Origin of the sequence: Pseudodesulfovibrio sp. S3, assembly GCF_004025585.1 — a bacterium.
GTDB lineage: Bacteria > Desulfobacterota > Desulfovibrionia > Desulfovibrionales > Desulfovibrionaceae > Pseudodesulfovibrio.
On record NZ_QTZO01000033.1, the window covers coordinates 1 to 17,910 of the forward strand.

At 56.8% G+C, this 17,910-nt stretch carries 12 protein-coding genes; 4 read left to right on the forward strand and 8 right to left on the reverse strand.

All coding sequences use genetic code 11. The annotated features are described in order from the left end of the window. Positions 1-117: 117 nt before the first annotated feature. The 3 genes from folD to eno form a co-directional block, all read right to left on the reverse strand. Entirely contained in the window at positions 118-975 is an 858-nt protein-coding gene (gene folD / locus DWB63_RS16900) for a bifunctional methylenetetrahydrofolate dehydrogenase/methenyltetrahydrofolate cyclohydrolase FolD (RefSeq protein WP_128330045.1), read from the reverse strand. A 157-nt stretch (positions 976-1,132) separates the two neighbouring features. Then, positions 1,133-1,543 (reverse strand): hypothetical protein, encoded by a 411-nt coding sequence (locus DWB63_RS16905; protein WP_128330046.1) that lies wholly within the window; start codon positions 1,541-1,543, stop codon positions 1,133-1,135. Between the two features lie 68 nt (positions 1,544-1,611). Further along, positions 1,612-2,901, reverse strand: coding sequence for a phosphopyruvate hydratase (gene eno, locus DWB63_RS16910; RefSeq protein WP_128330047.1), 1,290 nt, complete (start codon positions 2,899-2,901; stop codon positions 1,612-1,614). A gap of 190 nt (positions 2,902-3,091) precedes the next feature. Here eno and DWB63_RS16915 point away from each other — a divergent pair, with 190 nt between their 5' ends. Beyond that, positions 3,092-4,858 (forward strand): deaminase, encoded by a 1,767-nt coding sequence (locus DWB63_RS16915; RefSeq protein WP_128330048.1) that lies wholly within the window; start codon positions 3,092-3,094, stop codon positions 4,856-4,858. Here the strand turns inward: DWB63_RS16915 and DWB63_RS16920 are convergent. Next, positions 4,855-5,625, reverse strand: a complete 771-nt coding sequence (locus DWB63_RS16920; protein ID WP_128330049.1) for a type III pantothenate kinase — start codon at positions 5,623-5,625, stop codon at positions 4,855-4,857. The two genes, DWB63_RS16915 and DWB63_RS16920, sit on opposite strands and share 4 nt — an antisense overlap. 103 nt (positions 5,626-5,728) lie before the next feature. Continuing rightward, positions 5,729-7,927 (reverse strand): methyl-accepting chemotaxis protein, encoded by a 2,199-nt coding sequence (locus DWB63_RS16925; RefSeq protein WP_128330050.1) that lies wholly within the window; start codon positions 7,925-7,927, stop codon positions 5,729-5,731. Between the two features lie 194 nt (positions 7,928-8,121). Between DWB63_RS16925 and DWB63_RS16930 the strand changes: the two genes are divergently transcribed. Together DWB63_RS16930 and DWB63_RS16935 are read left to right on the forward strand one after the other, a co-directional pair. Continuing rightward, positions 8,122-9,165: a hypothetical protein gene (locus DWB63_RS16930; RefSeq protein ID WP_128330051.1), complete on the forward strand. Its 1,044-nt coding sequence runs from the start codon at positions 8,122-8,124 to the stop codon at positions 9,163-9,165. A 3-nt stretch (positions 9,166-9,168) separates the two neighbouring features. Next, on the forward strand, positions 9,169-11,676 hold the full coding sequence (locus DWB63_RS16935; RefSeq protein WP_128330052.1) for a cytochrome ubiquinol oxidase subunit I: 2,508 nt from the start codon (positions 9,169-9,171) through the stop codon (positions 11,674-11,676). 310 nt (positions 11,677-11,986) lie between these two features. On the opposite strand, the gene rocD is transcribed toward DWB63_RS16935, so the two are convergent. Further along, positions 11,987-13,186, reverse strand: coding sequence for an ornithine--oxo-acid transaminase (rocD, locus tag DWB63_RS16940; RefSeq protein ID WP_128330053.1), 1,200 nt, complete (start codon positions 13,184-13,186; stop codon positions 11,987-11,989). Between the two features lie 176 nt (positions 13,187-13,362). Between rocD and DWB63_RS16945 the strand changes: the two genes are divergently transcribed. Continuing rightward, positions 13,363-16,470 (forward strand): PAS domain S-box protein, encoded by a 3,108-nt coding sequence (locus tag DWB63_RS16945; protein ID WP_164879940.1) that lies wholly within the window; start codon positions 13,363-13,365, stop codon positions 16,468-16,470. Here the strand turns inward: DWB63_RS16945 and selD are convergent. Together selD and DWB63_RS17445 are read right to left on the reverse strand one after the other, a co-directional pair. Then, on the reverse strand, positions 16,467-17,516 hold the full coding sequence (gene selD / locus DWB63_RS16950; RefSeq protein ID WP_128330055.1) for a selenide, water dikinase SelD: 1,050 nt from the start codon (positions 17,514-17,516) through the stop codon (positions 16,467-16,469). The two genes, DWB63_RS16945 and selD, sit on opposite strands and share 4 nt — an antisense overlap. Positions 17,517-17,540: 24 nt before the next feature. After that, positions 17,541-17,910 (reverse strand): hypothetical protein (locus DWB63_RS17445; protein WP_206613191.1); only part of this gene is annotated, 370 nt, incomplete at its 5' end.

The following is a 17,910-nucleotide window of genomic DNA, read 5'->3' on the forward strand; positions in this document are numbered from 1 at the left end:
GGAGAGAAAGAACCCTTTTCAAAGGGTTTTTCTCTCCCTTCCCCCAGCCGCCGGAGGCAACAAAAAAGGGCCGAAAAAAACCGGCCCTTTTTTTGAATATGCGGAAATGGCGCGGACCTATGCCCCCACATGCATCTTGAAGGCCTCTAAGGTGTTGACCATCAACTGGGCGATGGTCATGGGGCCGACGCCGCCCGGGACCGGGGTGATGGCGTGGACCTTGTCCTTGAGCCCTTCGAAATCGCAGTCGCCGGCCAGGCCCTCGTCGGTGCGGTTGATGCCCACGTCCACCACGACCGCGCCTTCCTTGACCATGTCCGCGGTCACGAAGTTGGGCATGCCGATGGCGGCGAAGATGTAGTCGGCCTCAAGGCACTCGGCCTTGAGGTCGGCGGTGCGCGAGTGGCACAGGGTGACCGTGGCGTTGGCGCAGGGGCCGCTTTGCGAGAGCATCATGGCCAAAGGTTTTCCCACAATGTTGGAGCGGCCGATGACCACGGCCTTTTTGCAGGCCGGGTCCAGGCCGTAGCGTTTGAGCAGGTTGATGACGCCCGCCGGGGTGCACGGTTTGAAGCCGGGCAGGCCGAGGCTCATCTTGCCCACGTTCACCGGATGGAAGCCGTCCACATCCTTGTCCGGGTCGATGAGATCGAGAATTTTCTGGGAGTCCAGTCCCTTGGGCAGGGGAAGCTGCACCAGGATGCCGTCCACGCTCACATCGCGGTTCAGCTCCTGGATCAGCCCTTCAAGCTCAAGCTGGCTGGCTGTTTCCAGGCGGTGGGGGATGGACCGGATACCGCAGTCCTCGCAGGCGCGTTCCTTGTTTCGCACGTACACCTGGCTGGCCGGGTCTTCACCCACCAGCACCACGGCCAGACCGGGTTGACGGCCGTATTTGGCCTGCAGGGCGTCGACCTCCTGCCTGATCTCAGCCCGAATGGTTGCCGCTGTTTCCTTGCCGTCCAAAAGAATCATGATTTGCCTCCGGGGCTTTCAAAGATGGATGATTTTTGGTGTGTCGGAATTCGCCGTCAATCGAAATATTCACAATGCGTTGGCCGCTACCTAAAGAAAAAGGCCGAACTATGCAACCCGCATATTCCGGCCTCGGATGATCTACGAGGACCGTTGGCTATTTCATCTTGGTGTAGATGAGTTCGATGACCTTGGCGTCCGGGCCGCTTTCCACATAGATGACGGTGAGCGTTTTGCCGTCTGCGCTGAGGTCGCCGTGCATCACGCCGTCCTCCTGTTCCGCGATGTAGATTTCGCCGTCCTGGGCAATGCCGCCGCAGAGCTTTTCAGAGTAGTTCTTGCCCTTGAGCGTCCATTCCTTGTGGCCGAGGAAGACTCTGGCTTCCTGTTTTTCAATGACCAGCGAGTTCTTTGCCTCGGGATTGCTGTAGATGCCCCTTTCCACTCCGGCCACCAGGGTGCCTTCGCAGTACCAGGTTCCTTTCATGTCGGGGATGTCACCGGCAAGGGCGTTGGCGGCAACGAGGAGCAATGCCACAGTCAGCAGGGAAAACAGTGCTTTTTTCATGGAGCCTCCCAGGGAGTGTTGAAAGAGAAGGCCGCTCCGGGTTGGAGCGGCCTTTGTTTGAACGTTCTCTAGTCTTCTTCAAAGAAGCTGCTGCCGAAGATGGGGCCGTAGTAGACGCCGTCGTCATCAAGCTCTTCCTCGATGCGCAGGAGCTGGTTGTATTTTTCCAGGCGGTCCGAGCGGCACAGGGAGCCGGTCTTGATCTGGCCTGCGTTCACGGCCACGGCCAGGTCGGCGATGAAGTGGTCGCCGGTTTCGCCGGAGCGGTGGGAGACCACGGTGGTGTATCCGGCGGTCTTGGCCAGCTCGATGGTGTCCAGGGTCTCGGTGACCGTGCCGATCTGGTTCAGCTTGATCAGGATGGAGTTGCAGATGCCCCTGTCGATGCCTTCGGCCAGGATGTCGGGGTTGGTCACGAACAGATCGTCGCCTACGAGCTGGATGTGGTCGCCCATTTTTTCGGTCTGGAGGGCAAAGCCGTCCCAGTCGGACTCGGCAAAACCGTCTTCAATGGAAATGAGCGGGAACTTGGACGCCAGGTCCATGTAGAAGTCCACCAGTTCGGCAGAGGTCAGGATCTTGTTTTCACCGGCCAGGACGTATTTTCCGTCCTTGTAGAATTCGCTGGCGGCGGCATCAATGGCGAAACCGATGTCCTTGCCCGGCGCGTACCCGGCAGCCTCGCAGGCGCGGGTGATGTATTGGAAGGCTTCTTCGTGGGACTTCAGGTTCGGAGCGAATCCGCCTTCATCGCCGACCGAGGTGACGTGACCGTCCTTGGCCAGGATGGTTTTCAGTTTGTGGAAGATCTCGGCGCCCATGCGCAGGGCTTCGGCAAAGGTCTCCGCCCCCACTGGCATGATCATGAACTCCTGGATGTCCAGGTTGTTGGGAGCGTGCTCGCCGCCGTTGATGATGTTCATCATCGGCACAGGCAGCAGTTTGGCGTTGGTCCCGCCGAGGTACTGGTAGAGGGGCAGGCCCAGGAAATGGGCGGATGCGCGGGCCGCGGCCATGGACACGCCGAGCAGGGCGTTGGCGCCCAGGCGGTCCTTGTTCTCGGTGCCGTCGAGGTCGATCAGCATGTTGTCGAGGCTCACCTGACGGACCGCATCCATGCCGATGACGGCTCCGGCGATCTCGCCGCGGATGTTCTCCACGGCCTGCATGACGCCCTTGCCGTTGTAGCGCTCCTCTTTATCGCGCAGTTCCAGGGCTTCGCGCGATCCGGTGGAGGCCCCTGACGGCACGGCTGCCCGGCCGATGTCGCCGGATTCCAAAATGACTTCGCATTCAACAGTGGGATTGCCGCGGGAATCGAGGATTTCGCGTGCCCACACGCCGGTGATGATACTCATGGGAGTCTCCTTGTATGATTGGTGAAAATCGTAAACGCTTTTGTCTTGCAGAGAATAGATCAATTTTCTGCAATGCTCAATTCTATATACATACTGTTCGGGGAGCGCAGTTATTATTTTAAGTGTCAAATGTTTGATATGTAATCATAATGGGTATAAAGGGAAAATCATATATCAATCGGAGGTCCAAATGAGTCGAGATGACTTTTTAATAATTGGGTTTACGGGAGCATTTGCAAGTGGTTGTTCTGAGAGTTCTGAATTGTTCAGAGTTAAAATAGCTGAGGAAATACGTAGGCTTGTTGATAACAAGGCTGGGGTTAATGCATCAATTACAAATTGTTATAACAAAATTGCCCAAGTTCGATCTGAGGGCAAGGTCAAAACGAAAGAACTACGAAGAGATTTGAAAAAGAAGTTGAGGATGCGTTCTTTGATTCTTGCAGCTCAAAAAACAAAGGCGGATCAGTTCGTATATATATCAATGACTGTGGTGATGTATTCCATAGCGTTGGACTGGTTAGTTCGGAAAAACAAAAAAAAACAAATAGCAAATAGATATGCAGAACTGTGTGGAATAATGTCAAATTGGGCAAAGGCTGCTGGATTTGATAAGAAAGTTCTGGGGAGTATACATAGGGCTGTTGAAAAAAAACATGTGCAAAAGTGGAGTGTAGTTCAGGAGTATCACGCCAAGGTTGGGGAGTTAAAGGATGAAGTTGCTCGGTGTTATAAAGGGCGCCAGTTGGAGCTATTTCAAATTATGCAAGGCGTTGGTAATAATTTGCGAAAGTGTGGTCGCCCTTTTGATGATGCTGCTGGTTTTGAAAATCCAGAGTATTTGCAAGCACTTTCACAAGCGGCATGCAATTTCATAAAGTTAAATAGAAAGTGGCAAATACAGACGAATCAGATCACGAGAACTTACTATGTCATTGAGTGTTTCAGGAATGCATCCGAAATTGATTATTTTAGGAGTCGCTTCTATGAGTTTTATTTATTCTCACTGTTCTGTGATGAAAGGACCCGACATTTACGAGCCAAGGATAGATATGGGTTAAGTGCAAGTGATTGCATAGAAATTGACAAACGGGACCAAGGCTCAAGCAATTTGGGTGAGTTGTATGCACAAAATATAACGAAATGTGTTAACCTAGCAGATATTTCACTTTCAAACACTGAAACAAAAGTCGACTTGTATGACAAGTTGATTAAATATTTTATATTAATAAAAAATCCGAGTTGCATTACTCCTACCAGACAAGAGAGGAATATGCACTTGGCATACTCTCTTAGTTTAAGCTCAACGTGTATTTCGAGAAAAGTTGGGGCTGTAATTGTTAAGGACGAGTACATTGTCGGTGCAGGTTGGAATGATACTGAGATTAATAGAATCGGTTGTGGTTACAGAATTGTTAGTGATTTGGATGAAACAAACAACCGTTCATTCCCTCTCGCGAATGAAAGTGAATATTCAAAGGTTCGACAAATAGTATACGATTCGCATCCAAATAAGGATGATTCATTCTGTTACAAAGATGAATATGGTAAACTAAGAAAAAGAAAAGTTGACGTAGTAAATGATTGCTGCGCAGTTGCACTAGATGGTTTGAATACAGGTTCTTTGCAGCAGTGTAGGGCTTTGCACGCTGAGGAAAATGCAATTTTGCAAGGGGCAAGGCTCGGTGGAGTCGGTGTCAAAGGGGCAACATTGTTCACTACAACGTTCCCATGTGAGCTTTGCGCAAAAAAAATAATGCAAGTAGGTATTAGCGCGATTATTTATTGTGAGCCGTACCCTAAAAGTGTTTCATTGGACGTGTTCCTGAAAGAAGGAGTCGACTTAGTCAAGACAAAACATTTTGAAGGTGTCAAGTCTCCAAGTTATTACAAATTATTTAAGGCGAGTTATGACGCTAAAGATAGACAGCAACTGAGTGCAATGTGGTCTAGCTAGCGATTGAAATAGGCCATCCACAGCCCTTCCATGACCAGGTCGGGGCGCAGTTCGTCGATGGTCTCGGAGATCTGGGAAATGGTCGGGGCTAGGCCGCCGGTGGCTATCACAAAGGGATCCTTGAGCCGTACGGAGAGCTTTTTGACCAGGCCGTCGATCATGGACGCGAACCCGAAGACGAAACCTTGGTTGAGGCACTCGTCAGTGGTTTTGCCCCATGTGAGGGTGTCGCTCTTGACCTCAAGGTCCACCTTTGGGAGTTTTGCCGTGCCCCCGGCCAGGGCGCTTGCCGATGAGAGCACGCCGGGGCAGATCAGCCCGCCCTTGAAGGCGTTGTCCTGCACGCAGGCGCAGGTGGTGGCCGTGCCGAAGTCGATGACGATGAGGTTCTTTTCTTCGTAGGTCATGCGTGCAGAATAGCAGCCCACCAGGATATCCGCACCTACCTGCTCGGGGCGGGCGTATTCGTTGTCGATGTCGATGGGCAGGTCGCGGCCAGCGAACAGGGTCGTGCATTCCAGGTATCGGTCGGCCATGCGGGAGATGAGCGGGTCCAACGGCGGCACCACCGAAGAAATGACGCAGGCCTCGATGTCAGTAGGGGCGATTCCCTCGCGCAGGAGGATGGACTCGACCTTGAGGCCCCAGTCGTCATCGGTGTTGGCCGGACGGGTGGGCAGGGTGTAGCTCTCGTGCAGCCCCTGGTCGTCGGCCAGACATATCTTGGTGTTGGTGTTGCCTGCGTCGAACAGCAGTATCTTGCCCATGGCGGTATCTCCTTCTGGAGAAGTTTCTACCCTTTTTGCAATAAAAGACAAGGCTCGCGCCACCCAAGGGTGGCGCGGGCCTCAATGTTGGGATGTCCTCTCGTTAGAATCGTTCGAATCCGCCGTCGTCGTCCATGTCCAGGGAAACGCCTGCGGACCCGGATTTTGACGCAGGCTTGGCCTGCGGCAGGGGTTTGGCCTTGGGCTTGGGTTTGGTCTGTGGCAGTGCTTTCGCCTTGGAGCGGCTTGCGGAAATCCGTGCCCGGGGCATCGACGATGTGTTGCCCAGGTGGAAAAAGCCGATGGTCTGCTGGAGTTGACGGGCGTGTTCGGCCAGAATTCCGGAGGCGTCTGCCACGTGATCCGATTCCGCTGCATTCTGCTGCACCACGCGGTCCAGTTCGAGAATGGCGTCCTTGATCTGGATGGCCCCGGTATTCTGCTCGTCGCTGGCTGCGGATATTTCCTGTATCAGTTCGGCGGTTTTGGTGATGTCCGGGACCATCTTGCCGAGCATGGAGCCGGCTTCTTCGGCGATGCTCACGCTGTGGGCCGATAAATCGCTGATTTCGGCCGCTGCCACGCCGCTCCGCTCGGCCAGCTTGCGTACTTCTGCGGCCACCACGGCGAATCCCTTGCCGTGTTCGCCTGCGCGGGCCGCTTCAATGGCGGCGTTCAGGGCCAGCAGGTTGGTCTGGCGGGCGATGTCCTCGATGATGGCGATTTTGTCCGCGATCTGGCGCATGGCTTCGACGGTCTGGGTTACGGCCTTGCCGCCCTGTTCCGCAGTTCCCGCAGAATGGCGGGCTGTTTTTTCGGTCTGTCGGGCATTGTCGGTGTTCTGTTGGATGCTGGACGTCATTTCTTCCATGGAGGCCGAGACTTCTTCCACTGCGCTGGCCTGATTGGAAGCTCCTTCGGCCAGGGTCCGGGAGGTATCGTTCAATTCGGTGCTGCCCTCGGTTACGCTCTGGGCGGATTCCTGGACCGACGACACCACCTGGCGCAGTCGTTGCCCCATGGCGTTGACGACAGTACTCAGTTCATCCAGCTCGTCGCGGTTCCGGCCCTGTCTTGCAGCCAGTTGCGGCACGTCGAGGTTGCCCTGGTTGATTTCGGCCATGACGGCAACGGTCGTGCCGATGGAGCCGCTCATTTTTCTGGCGTACAAGAAAAACGCCAGGGCGGCGAGGAGAAGCATGATCACGCCGATGCCCACGGTCCACCATTTTGTGGATTCGAGGTCGTTTGCGGTCGCGCGTTGGCCCACCATGAATTCCTCCAGGTAGCCCGTGCCGAGAATGACCCAGTCCCACGGTTCGAAATAGACGGCGCTCAGGATGAGTTCCCTCGGGGGGCCTGAACCTGCATCGGATATCGAGGTTTCAATGGTCACGACCTTGCCGTCGGCGTTCTTGGCCTCTTGGGTGAGGTCCTTGTATACCGCGTTTCCGGTCGCGTCCTTGAGTTCGAACAGGTTGCTGCCTTCACGCTGGGCGTCCTTGTGGATCTTGACCTCTCCGGCGGACCCGCCCGAGCCGGCAAAGACGGTCAGGCTGCCCGTGTCTCCGAGGACAACCGCCTTGAAGCCTTGTCGGAGCTGTTCCACGCCCTCCTGGAGAATGCCGACGTAGACGCAACCGAGCACCTTGCCGGACGCGTCCTTGATGGGGCGATACTGGGTCAGATACCAGGCGTTGACCACATAGGCGGTGCCCCGGAACGTTTCGCCGGATTTGATGGTCTTGGCCACTATGGAGGAGCTGGGGATATACGTGCCCACGGCCCGTTTCCCGTCTGTCTTCAATATGTTGGTGGCCACGCGCAGGAGGTCTCCCTGGCTGTTCATGGTCTGGAACACCGTACAGGTGGTTCCGGTCATGCCCATGATCTCGTCCACCATTGGCGTGGGGGTGTTCGGGTCGGCATTCTGGCCGAGCCAGGTTTCTCCGAGGGCCATTTTGTTCAGGGGAACGGTCGAGCTTTCCTTGGAAATCTGATTGACCGCCTTCCAATCCACTGTCTCGTCCATGAGTCGGAGTCCGCCGCCTCTTCGGACGATGTCGAGAACCACATGCATGTCGTTTTCGAGCTGTTTGGACAGGGTGGCGTGCTGGGTGGACAGCAGGTTCTTGGCATCAGCAACGGCCAGTTCCATTTCGTGCTGGGCCTGTTTGTTGAAGTGCGTCTTCAGGGTGTCCTCTACTTTGGAACTTTGCCATAATAGAATGCCGAGAATACAGGCTACAGTCGTACCGATGAGGGTTACACCCAAAGCGGTCATTTTTGATCCTATCTTCATAATAGCTCCTTGACCTGATATTATTCCAAGTGTTGAACAGAAAACTACTATAGTACAGATAGATATGTCTAATGTAATCTGTATGGCATCGTTCATTCGGTGCGAATTCAGACAGAAGAGGGAGGCATGTTGTCTCTGACGGCCAAATCGCCTACAGTCATGTATTGTCTCCGCCGACCACAAGGAGTGCCGCCGTGAATCCAGCTTTGCTCATACCCCTGGCAGAACCTATCCCCATCCATTGGGCGTGGTTCGATGTCCTGCTCATAACCACGCTTACAGCGCATTTGTTGTTCATGAACGCGCTGCTCGGGTCGGCTGCCATAGGTCTGGTCCATTCGGTGCGCGGGAACGGTTCCGTCATCCGCGAGGTGGGCATGAAGCTACCGCCATTGCTTGCCCTGACCATCAACATGGGCGTGGCCCCGCTCCTCTTTCTCCAGGTCAACTACGGCAACTTCGACTACGTCAGTTCCGTGCTCATGGGCGGCTGGTGGTTCAGCGTGCTGTTCGTGCTGCTCTATTCCTACTACGGATTCTATGCCTACAAATTCAAATACGAGACCATGGGGACGGGGTTGCGCACGACCCTGTTCGCCACCTCGCTGATAGGCCTGGTTTTCGTTGCCTTCATGTTTTCGAACAACATGACGCTCATGCTCCGGCCTGAAGTCTGGACACGATATTTTTCCGGGAGCGGGGGCTTTCTCAATTGGGCCGACCCCGTACTCTATCCCCGTTTTCTGCACATGATGGTCGGGGCGTTGGCCGTGGGCGGGCTGTTCGTGGCCCTGCTCGGCCAGGTGCGCGGCCTGGAAGGGTTCGTGGGGTTGGGTATGCGCTGGTTCATCCGGGCCACCCTGGTCAACGTGGGTGTGGGCATCTGGTTCCTGGCGGCCCTGCCAAGCGATATCATTCTCGCCTTCATGGGCAGGAGCCTTCCGGCCACCCTGACCATCGTGGCGGCCGTGGTCTCCGCCGGACTCATGCTCTGGTCCGGCCTCAAGCAGAACCCCAGGCACACGACTGTATGGGCGGTCATCACCGTATTCTTCATGGTCTGTACACGCCATTGGGTGCGCACCCTCTATCTGGCGCCGTGGTTCAAGATCGAAACCATACCCGTGACCAATCAGTACGGTTCGTTTTATCTCTTCCTCGGCTTTCTGATCGGGGGAGGACTGGTCATGGGCTACATGATCAGGCTCTACTTCAAGTCACGGCAGGGGAGGGTCTAGGTCATGGAATATCCCATCTGGCAACTCACCACCCTGGGCGGCGGCTTCTGGATCGCCCTCATTGCCACCGTGCATGTCTATGTGGCTCATTTCGCCGTGGGCGGCGGTCTGTTTCTGGTCCTGACCGAGCAGGCGGCCTACCGGACCAACAACATCCATCTGCTTGAATACGCCAGGAAACACACCCGGTTCTTCCTGCTCCTGACCATGGCCTTCGGCGCGGTGTCCGGCGTGGCCATTTGGCTGACCATAGCCCTGCTCGCGCCCCAGGCGACCGTGACCCTGATCCACCAGTTCGTGTTCGGCTGGGCCGCTGAGTGGGTCTGTTTCCTGGGCGAGATCGTGGCCTTGATCATCTATTACTATACCTGGGATACCATGAACCGGCGCGACCACGTCATCGTGGGCTGGCTCTATTTCGGATTCGGCTGGCTTTCCCTGTTTCTCATCAACGGCATCATCGGCTTCATGCTCACCCCCGGGGATTGGCTGACCACCAAGGACTTCTGGGACGGTTTTTTCAACCCGTCCTTCTGGCCGTCCCTGGTTTTCCGTTCCTTCTTTTCCGCTGCCTGTGCCGGACTGTTCGGGTTCGTCACGGCCACGCGCATCAAGGATGCGGATACCCGCATGTTGACCGTCCGGGCCTGTTCGGCCTGGACCGTGCTCGGTGTCCTGGCGGTGATCGCCTCGGGATGGTGGTACGTGGCTGCCATGCCTCCAGGCCAGTACGAGATGATCGCATTCAAGTCCAACCGTGTGGCCGGGTTCATGCAGTACTTCTGGGTCTTCAGCCTCGCCACCGTGATCGGCGGCCTGTTGCTGGCCATCAAGGCCCCGCGGCGCATCTCCTTTCCCCTGGCCCTGGTGGTCCTGCTGGCCGGACAGGGTCTTTTCGGCTCCTTCGAGTTCATACGCGAGGCCGGGCGCAAGCCGTACCTCATCTGGGATACGATCTATTCCTCCTCCATTCTCAAGGCGCATGTGCCGGTCATCAACCAGAAGGGCGTCATTGCCTCGGCCAAGTGGGCGCCGCCCGAACTGGCCCGGGGCGTCACCGAGGAAAACCGGGTCCTGGCCGGTGAGTTCCTGTTCCAGCTGGAGTGCGCCTCCTGCCATTCCATCCATGGTCCCATGAACGAAATCACCAAACGCACGGCCCAGTACGATACCGGCGGCATGGACGCCTTTTTGACCGGCATGGGCAAGCTCAACAAATACATGCCGCCCTTTGTCGGCACCGATGCGGAGCGCATGATCCTGGCCCAATATATTGCCGTTACCCTGAATGGAAATGCACCCGTCAGTCAGGCCGAGGCCCCGGAGATGTCCGATTCGGCACCTGCGCCCTTTGACACGGACACGTCCAAATACACCTTGGTGGCCTGGTGCGCCCAGGGCATGAGTTTCTTCTCGCAAAATGACAAATGGACGCTGCTGCCCTCGAACAACACCATCCGCGCCCAGCTCGTCCTGCGCGATCCCCTGCCCGAAAAAATCCTTGAAGGGGTGGAAATAGCCTACTCCATCGAGCCGGATCAGGACGATCCGAGTCTGACCGGCACCCTTGCCTTGAACGAGGATGGCGGACGGTATGAGGCGAAGGTGTCCATCCCCCCCTATGCCGGAGGCGAATTCAATCCGCTTCCCATCGTCACCCTCACGGCGCGGGACAACGACGGCAACGTGCTGACCACCGCCAAACTTGTCGTGTCCTCTTCAGACCAGATGGGTTGCCGCAATTGTCATAGCGGCGAATGGAACCAGTCCGGGTCCGGGGTCACTTCCGCCACCGTCGAGAATATCCTGGCCGCGCATGATCGCATGAATTCCACCCGGCTCGCCCAAAGCACGGATGTGGTGGAGTGCATCACCTGTCACGACGATCCTATCCAGGGTGTCGAAGGAAACAACGACAAGCCCAACCTGTCTGCCGCCATCCACGGCGTTCACGCCATCTACATGGCCGGGCGTGAGGCTGAAGGCTCCTGTCTCAAGTGTCACCCCGAGTCCAGTCTGCGCGGTCAACATGAAGCGATCGGTTTCACCTGTACCGACTGCCACGGCATGATCGAAGACCTGGCCATTTCCCTGCTCAAGTCCGAACAGGAACAGGGCGTGCCCGGTGCGGGCCGCATCATGGCCCGTTTGACCCCGCGTACGGCCACCAACAAGGAGTCCATCAACCCGCGGCAGCCCTGGCTCAATGAACCGGACTGCCTGACCTGCCATGTGGACTTCGGCCCTCCCGAGACGGATTCCGCCTTCAACACCTGGACCGAGGGAGCGGATCAGCTGTTCGCGGCTCGAAGGGACGACATGGACGCCATGCATTGCGGTGCCTGTCACGGTTCGCCGCACGCCATCTATCCGGCCACGACCCGCGACAACATCATGCCCCTGCAATACATGGATGAGGCGCAAACCCTGGGAGCCAACGGCAACTGCACCGTCTGCCACGTCGACCCCATGGACACCCCTGTGCACCATCCGGGCATGGGATTGGAATAGGGGGGGCGGCTTCCGAGAGCAGGCCATCTGCACATTTTTCGGGTTTGCTGAATCCTCGACGTAGCGTTGCTGCGCCCGCGGTTCAGCTGCACCCGAGAAAATGCACAGCTGGCCTGCTTTCGAAAGCCTTTAGATGCCAGGGGACAGAAGACGCAGCCTAATTGGCGGGGGGTAATGAATCCTCCGCTTTTTGAGACGGAGAAAATGGCGCACCATGATCAAACATGATGCGCCGTTTTCTTTGTTTCAAATTGTGGATGTTTTTATCAAGGCCGCCTACAGCGGCTTTCATCCCTGTTGCCGGAAGGTTCTATTGGCTGAGGATGGGCGTGATCCGTTCCAGCGCCCAATCAATATCCTCTTTGGTGATGACCAGGGGCGGGGCGAAACGGATGATGGTTTCGTGGGTCTCCTTGCAGAGCAGGCCCGCTTCTTTGAGCTTTTCGCAATACTGGCGCGCGCCGCCTGCGTCCTTGTGGAATTCGAGGCCGATGAGCAGACCGCGCCCGCGCACTTCCTTGATCTTGGGGTTGTCGATCCTTTTCAGGCCGTCCATGAAGTAGGCGCCCATGTCTCTGGCGTTGTCGATGAGGTTGTCGTCCTTGAGCACCTTGAGGGCGGCGCGGGCCACGGCGCAGGCGAGCGGGTTGCCGCCGAAGGTGGAGCCGTGTTCGCCGGGTTTGAGCACGCCGAGCACCTCGGTGTTGGAGAGTACGGCGGAGACCGGGTAGAAGCCGCCGGACAGGGCCTTGCCGATGAGGGTCAGGTCCGCTTCCACGCCCTCGTGCTCCTCGGCCAGCATCTTGCCGGTCCGGCCCAGGCCGGTTTGGATCTCGTCGAAGATGAGCACGATGCCCGCCTGGTCGCAGATGCGGCGCACATCCTTGAGGTATCCCCGGGGCGGGATGATGACGCCCGCCTCGCCCTGGATCGGTTCCACCAGGAAGGCCACGGTGTTTTCGTTGATGGCGTTTTCCAGGGCTTTTGCGTCGCCGAAGTCCACGACCTTGAAGCCCGGGGTAAAGGGACCGAATCCGGTGGTGGAGACAGGGTCCGTGGAAAAGGAAATGATGGTGATGGTCCGCCCGTGGAAGTTGTTGCGACAGACGATGATTTCGGCCTTGTCTTCGGGAACGTTCTTGACCTGATATCCCCATTTGCGCACGGCCTTTATGGCGGTTTCCACGGCCTCGGCCCCGGAGTTCATGGGCAGCACCTTGTGGGAGTTGGTCAGGTCGCACAACTCCTTGTAGAGCGGTCCGAGCTGGTCGTTGCGGAACGCGCGGGATGTCAGGGTGAGTTTCTTGGCCTGTTCGACCATGGCTTCCATGATCTTCGGATTGCAGTGGCCCTGATTCACGGCTGAATAGGCGGACAGGCAGTCCATGTATTTCTTGCCGTTTACGTCCCAGACCCAGATGCCGCTGCCGCGCTCGATGACCACGTCCAGAGGCTTGTAGTTGTGCGCACCGAATTCATCTTCAAGCAGGATATATTGATCCGATTTCATGACTTCCTTCTTTGGTGAGTTGTGGTTTCTTCGGCCCCGGTGAGAGGTTTTAGGGATTCAAGGTACCCTCCATTTGTCGTGGCTTCAAGTCACAACGGATAATAATTGGTGTTTATGGGGAAAAAAGGTAAATGCCTTGCGAAGGGTATTATGGTTGTACCTTTGGGAGCGAGCACATGACTTCTGACCAAGCCGAAGGACGGGCAAATAGCCGGGGCCAGGACGACTCCCGATCGAATCGGGAGGAGTTATCCATTGATGCAGGCTGTTTCCAGGGGCTGTGCAATGTCCTTGGCGACGGCATTGTCCATGCCGACAGGAACGGGAAGATCATCCAGGTGAACCCCGCATTCTGTTCCATGCTCGGCTATGATTGGGATGAGCTGGTGGGCAGCTCCATATTCGATTTCACCCCTGAAGAGACCCGCGAATCCCAGGCGCTGAGAGTCGGGGCGTTTATGGAGTCCGGGGAAAACTCCATCGAATTCGAGCAGATTCTCATCCACAATGGCGGGCAGAGTTTGTACGTCAGGGTCAACTGCTGGCTGCAGCGGGGTGACCAGGGGGATATTCAGGGTGTCTGGTGCGTGTTCCGCGACATGACGGATCAACGGTCGGCCGAAGACCGTGCGGACCGCAATCTCGAAAAGTATCGTTTTCTGGCGGAGAATTCCGAAGACATCATCTGGACCCTCGACAGGTTTCAGCGGTACACCTATGTCAGCCCCTCGGTCGAACGTGTCCGTGGGTTCAAGCCCGAAGAACTCCTGGGCACATCACTGGAGCAGTCTGTTACCCCGGAATCCTACCAACGTGTCTGCGAGAGTCTTAAGACAATAGATGAGCGGTTCCTCCATGGAGAGAGAAATCTGTTCTGTCGACTGGAGTTGCAGTTCCTCTGCAAGGACGGTTCCCTTGTCTGGGGCGAATCCCTGGCCAAGGCGCTGAATGAAGAGGACGGCATGTCGGGCGGTGTTGTCGGGTCCACCCGCGACATCACCGAAAGAAAAAAGTTCGAGGAGCGGCTTCGGAGCAGCGAGCAGTCTCTGCTCGCCCTGCTCAATGCCACCGAAGACTCCGTGGGTCTGTTCACGCTGGACGGCACTGTCCTGGCCATGAACCAGAATATGGCGAATTTCCTGGGGCAGCCCAGGGAGGCCACCATGGGGCGGAGCGTCTACGATTTCATACCGGAAAATCTTCAGTCCATGGTGAAGGCCATCTTCACCAGGGTCGCTGCAAGCAGACAGGCCATGACCGAGCAGGTGGTCTGGTCGGGCAGGATACTCAACGGGATCGTTTACCCCGTATGCGATCAGAGTGAAGTGTCCACCATAGCGGTTTACGGCAGGGACGTTACCGAGGCGCGGTTCGCCGAAGAGGCGCGGAAAAAGACCCAGGAGCAGTACAGGCTCATCGTCGAGACCGCCAACGAGGGTATTCTCGGGTTGGATGCCGATCAGCGCATCACCTATGCGAACAAGATCGTTGCTAAATTTCTCGGTTGTGAGATCGAGGAAATAATCGGTCAGAGTTTTCTCGACTATATCGAACCGAGCGAATTGGAAGACAACCGAGAGCGCATGGTGCGCCGGATAGGCGGCATGGGTGAACGCTACGAACGGCGGTTCGTGCGCAAGGACGGCATCTTGGTCTGGGGACTGGTTTCGGCAACGCCCTTGATGGCGGAGGACGGTCGGGGTCTCGGGGCCTTTGCCATGATTGCCGACATCACCGAGGTCAAGCAGGCCCATGAGCGGCTGGAGACCATTCTCGACGGCATCAGCGCGGATATCTACGTCGCCGATATTGAAACCAACGAAATATTGTTCATGAACGCGCACATGCGGGAACAGTTCGGGGACATCAAGGAAGGCGAGATCTGCCATCACGTCATACGCGGTCAGGACGAGCCATGCGACTTTTGCATCAAGCCTTCGTTGGTGGACGCTGCGGGCAATCCGGTGGGAACCCTGGTCTCGGAACGGTATTCCGAGAAGCGGAAGCGCTGGAACCTCAATCATGACCGGGCCATTGAGTGGCTTCAGGGCAAGTTGGTGCATATGCACATGGCCGCCGACATCACCGAACTCAAGAACATGGCTGCGGAACTCGAACGTTCCAGGACCAAGGCCGAAGCCGCCAGTCTGGCCAAAAACGAATTTCTGGCCAATATGAGTCATGAGATTCGGACGCCGCTCAACGGACTGCTCGGTATGCTGCAATTGCTGCAACTTTCCGCTCTTGAACCCACGCAGGCCGAGTATCTTGAAACGGCGCTCAATTCGGGGCGCAGCCTGCTCCAGGTGCTCAACGACATCCTGGATCTTTCCAAGGTGGAGTCAGGCAAGTTGGAACTTGAGGAGACTGTTTTCGGGTTGGCCGAAGTGCTTGATTCGGTGGTGTCCACCTTCAGGTACGCAGTGGAAGAGCGCGGTCTCGAAATGAGTTGGGAGGTTGACGAGTCCCTGCCGATTTTTATCCAGGGGGACAAGGGGCGGCTGCGGCAGATATTGTTCAATCTGGTGGGCAATGCAGTCAAGTTCACCGAAAAAGGGGCCATCCGGGTCAAAGTCTTCCCTCTTCGTCAGGAAATGGCTGGCGGACAAATCCGCATTCTCTTCGAGGTTGCCGACACGGGCATAGGGATTGCCGACGACAAGGTGGACTCCATCTTTGATCCCTTCTCCCAGGTGGACGGTTCCCTGACCCGAAAATACCAGGGTACAGGACTCGGACTCGGCATAGTGCATCGGCTGGTGCAACTCATGAGCGGTTCCATCACGGTGGACGCCATGGAGGGGGAAGGAACCTCCATATATTTCACTATCGTCGCCAAAAAGGTCGATGCGCCTGCCAAGGCAGAAGTGAAACCGCAGAGGCGTTTTCAAAAGGGGTTGTCCATTCTGATTGCCGAGGATGAGCGGGTCAATCGGATGGTTGTTCAGCGCATTCTGGAGAAGCTTGGTCATGTCCCCGTGTGCGTGGAAAGCGGGGAGGCGGCCATAGAGATCATGAAGGTAACGTCCTTTGACCTGTTTTTTACCGATATCCATATGCCGGGATTGGACGGTGTCGAGACCGGCCGGTACATTCGAGAGGATTTGGGGTTGGATATCCCTATCATCGCCCTGACGGCCCATGCCATGAAGGACGACAGGGATCGGTTTATCAAAGCGGGTATGAACGGGTACATCGCCAAGCCGTTCGAAATCGATCAACTGCAACAGGAGATCGACAGGGTCATGAAAGAGTATGCCCTTCGAAAAGGGGCTGAATCCTAGAGAATGGAGAGAGGGGGCTCGCCCGCTCCGACAGTCCGGGCCCGTCCGACCGGAACGGCGGTCTCCCCGGCGGCTTCGAGCATGGCCAGGGCCCGGTCGAGTTGTGCGGGTTTGACGGCCAGCAGCAATCCGCCCGAGGTCTGGGCATCGAACATGAGATCAAAGCGGATGGGGTCCAGCCCCTGGGCCGCGAGGGTCTTGGGCTTGTAGTAATTGCGGTTGCAGATGGAACCGGCTGGCAACATGCCCATGGATGCCATGTCCATGGCTCCGGGCAGCAACGGGACATCGTTCATGCGCAGCTCGATGCACAACTTGCTCGCTTCGGCCAGTTCGATCAGGTGGCCGCCCAGCCCGAAACCGGTGATGTCCGTGGCCCCGGTCAATCCCAGCTCCCGAATGACCGCGCCGCCGGTCTTGTTCAGACGGCCGCAAACCTCGAAAAGCAGATCTTCCATGGCCTCGAAACCGGGCATTTCACCTTTGATCGCCGTAGCCAGCACCCCGGTTCCGATGGGCTTGGTCAAAACCAGCTCGTCGCCCGGCCGAACACCCCGGTTGGAGGCGAATCGATCCGGGTCAACCACGCCGGATACGGCCAGTCCATATTTGATCTCGGCATCGTCCACGCTATGGCCGCCGCTGGGCACTGCCCCGGCCTCCTCAACGGCGTCCTTGCCGCCGCGCAGGATTTCGGCCAGCGCCGACATGGGGAGTTTGCCCACAGGGAAACAGACGATGTTCATGGCCGACCAGGGTTCGCCGCCCATGGCATAGATATCGGACAGGGAATTGGCTGCGGCAATGCGTCCGAATCGATACGGATCGTTGACCACAGGAGTAAAGAAATCAACGGTTTGCACCAAAGCCTTGCCAGCGGGAAAAGACAAAATGGCAGCGTCCTCGTTGTCGCCGGGGCCCCCGGCAAGAACGCGGTCATCAGGTCGGACGCCCAGTCCGGAAAGTGCGGTCTCCAGGTCCCCTGGAGCGATCTTAGCGGCTCAACCGGCCGCTTTGACCATGCTGACGAGCTTGTACTTTTCCATGTATTCTCCTTGTGGGGATTCTTATCAGAGAGAGAAGGGAAGGGGAAGGTTGACGTTGCACTGGCTTTCGCTTTGGGCAGCGGGCCTGAAGAGATAAGGAAGGCCGCCCAGGGGGCGGCTTTTTGTTTGGGATGTGCGCCTTTGGCGCGAGAGGCATTGTTTGGCGCTTGCCGCCCCAAAGGCATTCCATGTCCTTCTTCGCGGGTGTGTGCGTGTTCCCCTTGCAGCAAGTCTGAAGAAGAGCCGTCGCTCATCGCTCCTCCATGTTTTTTTTTCTGCCCTCCCGGCGGGGTTCTTTTTTGGCTGAGCCGCCCCAAAAAAGAACCAAAAAAATGCGGCTTTGGATTTTGGCCGCCCGGTGATCGGCGGCGAGAAGCTGATCGATTCGGGGTGG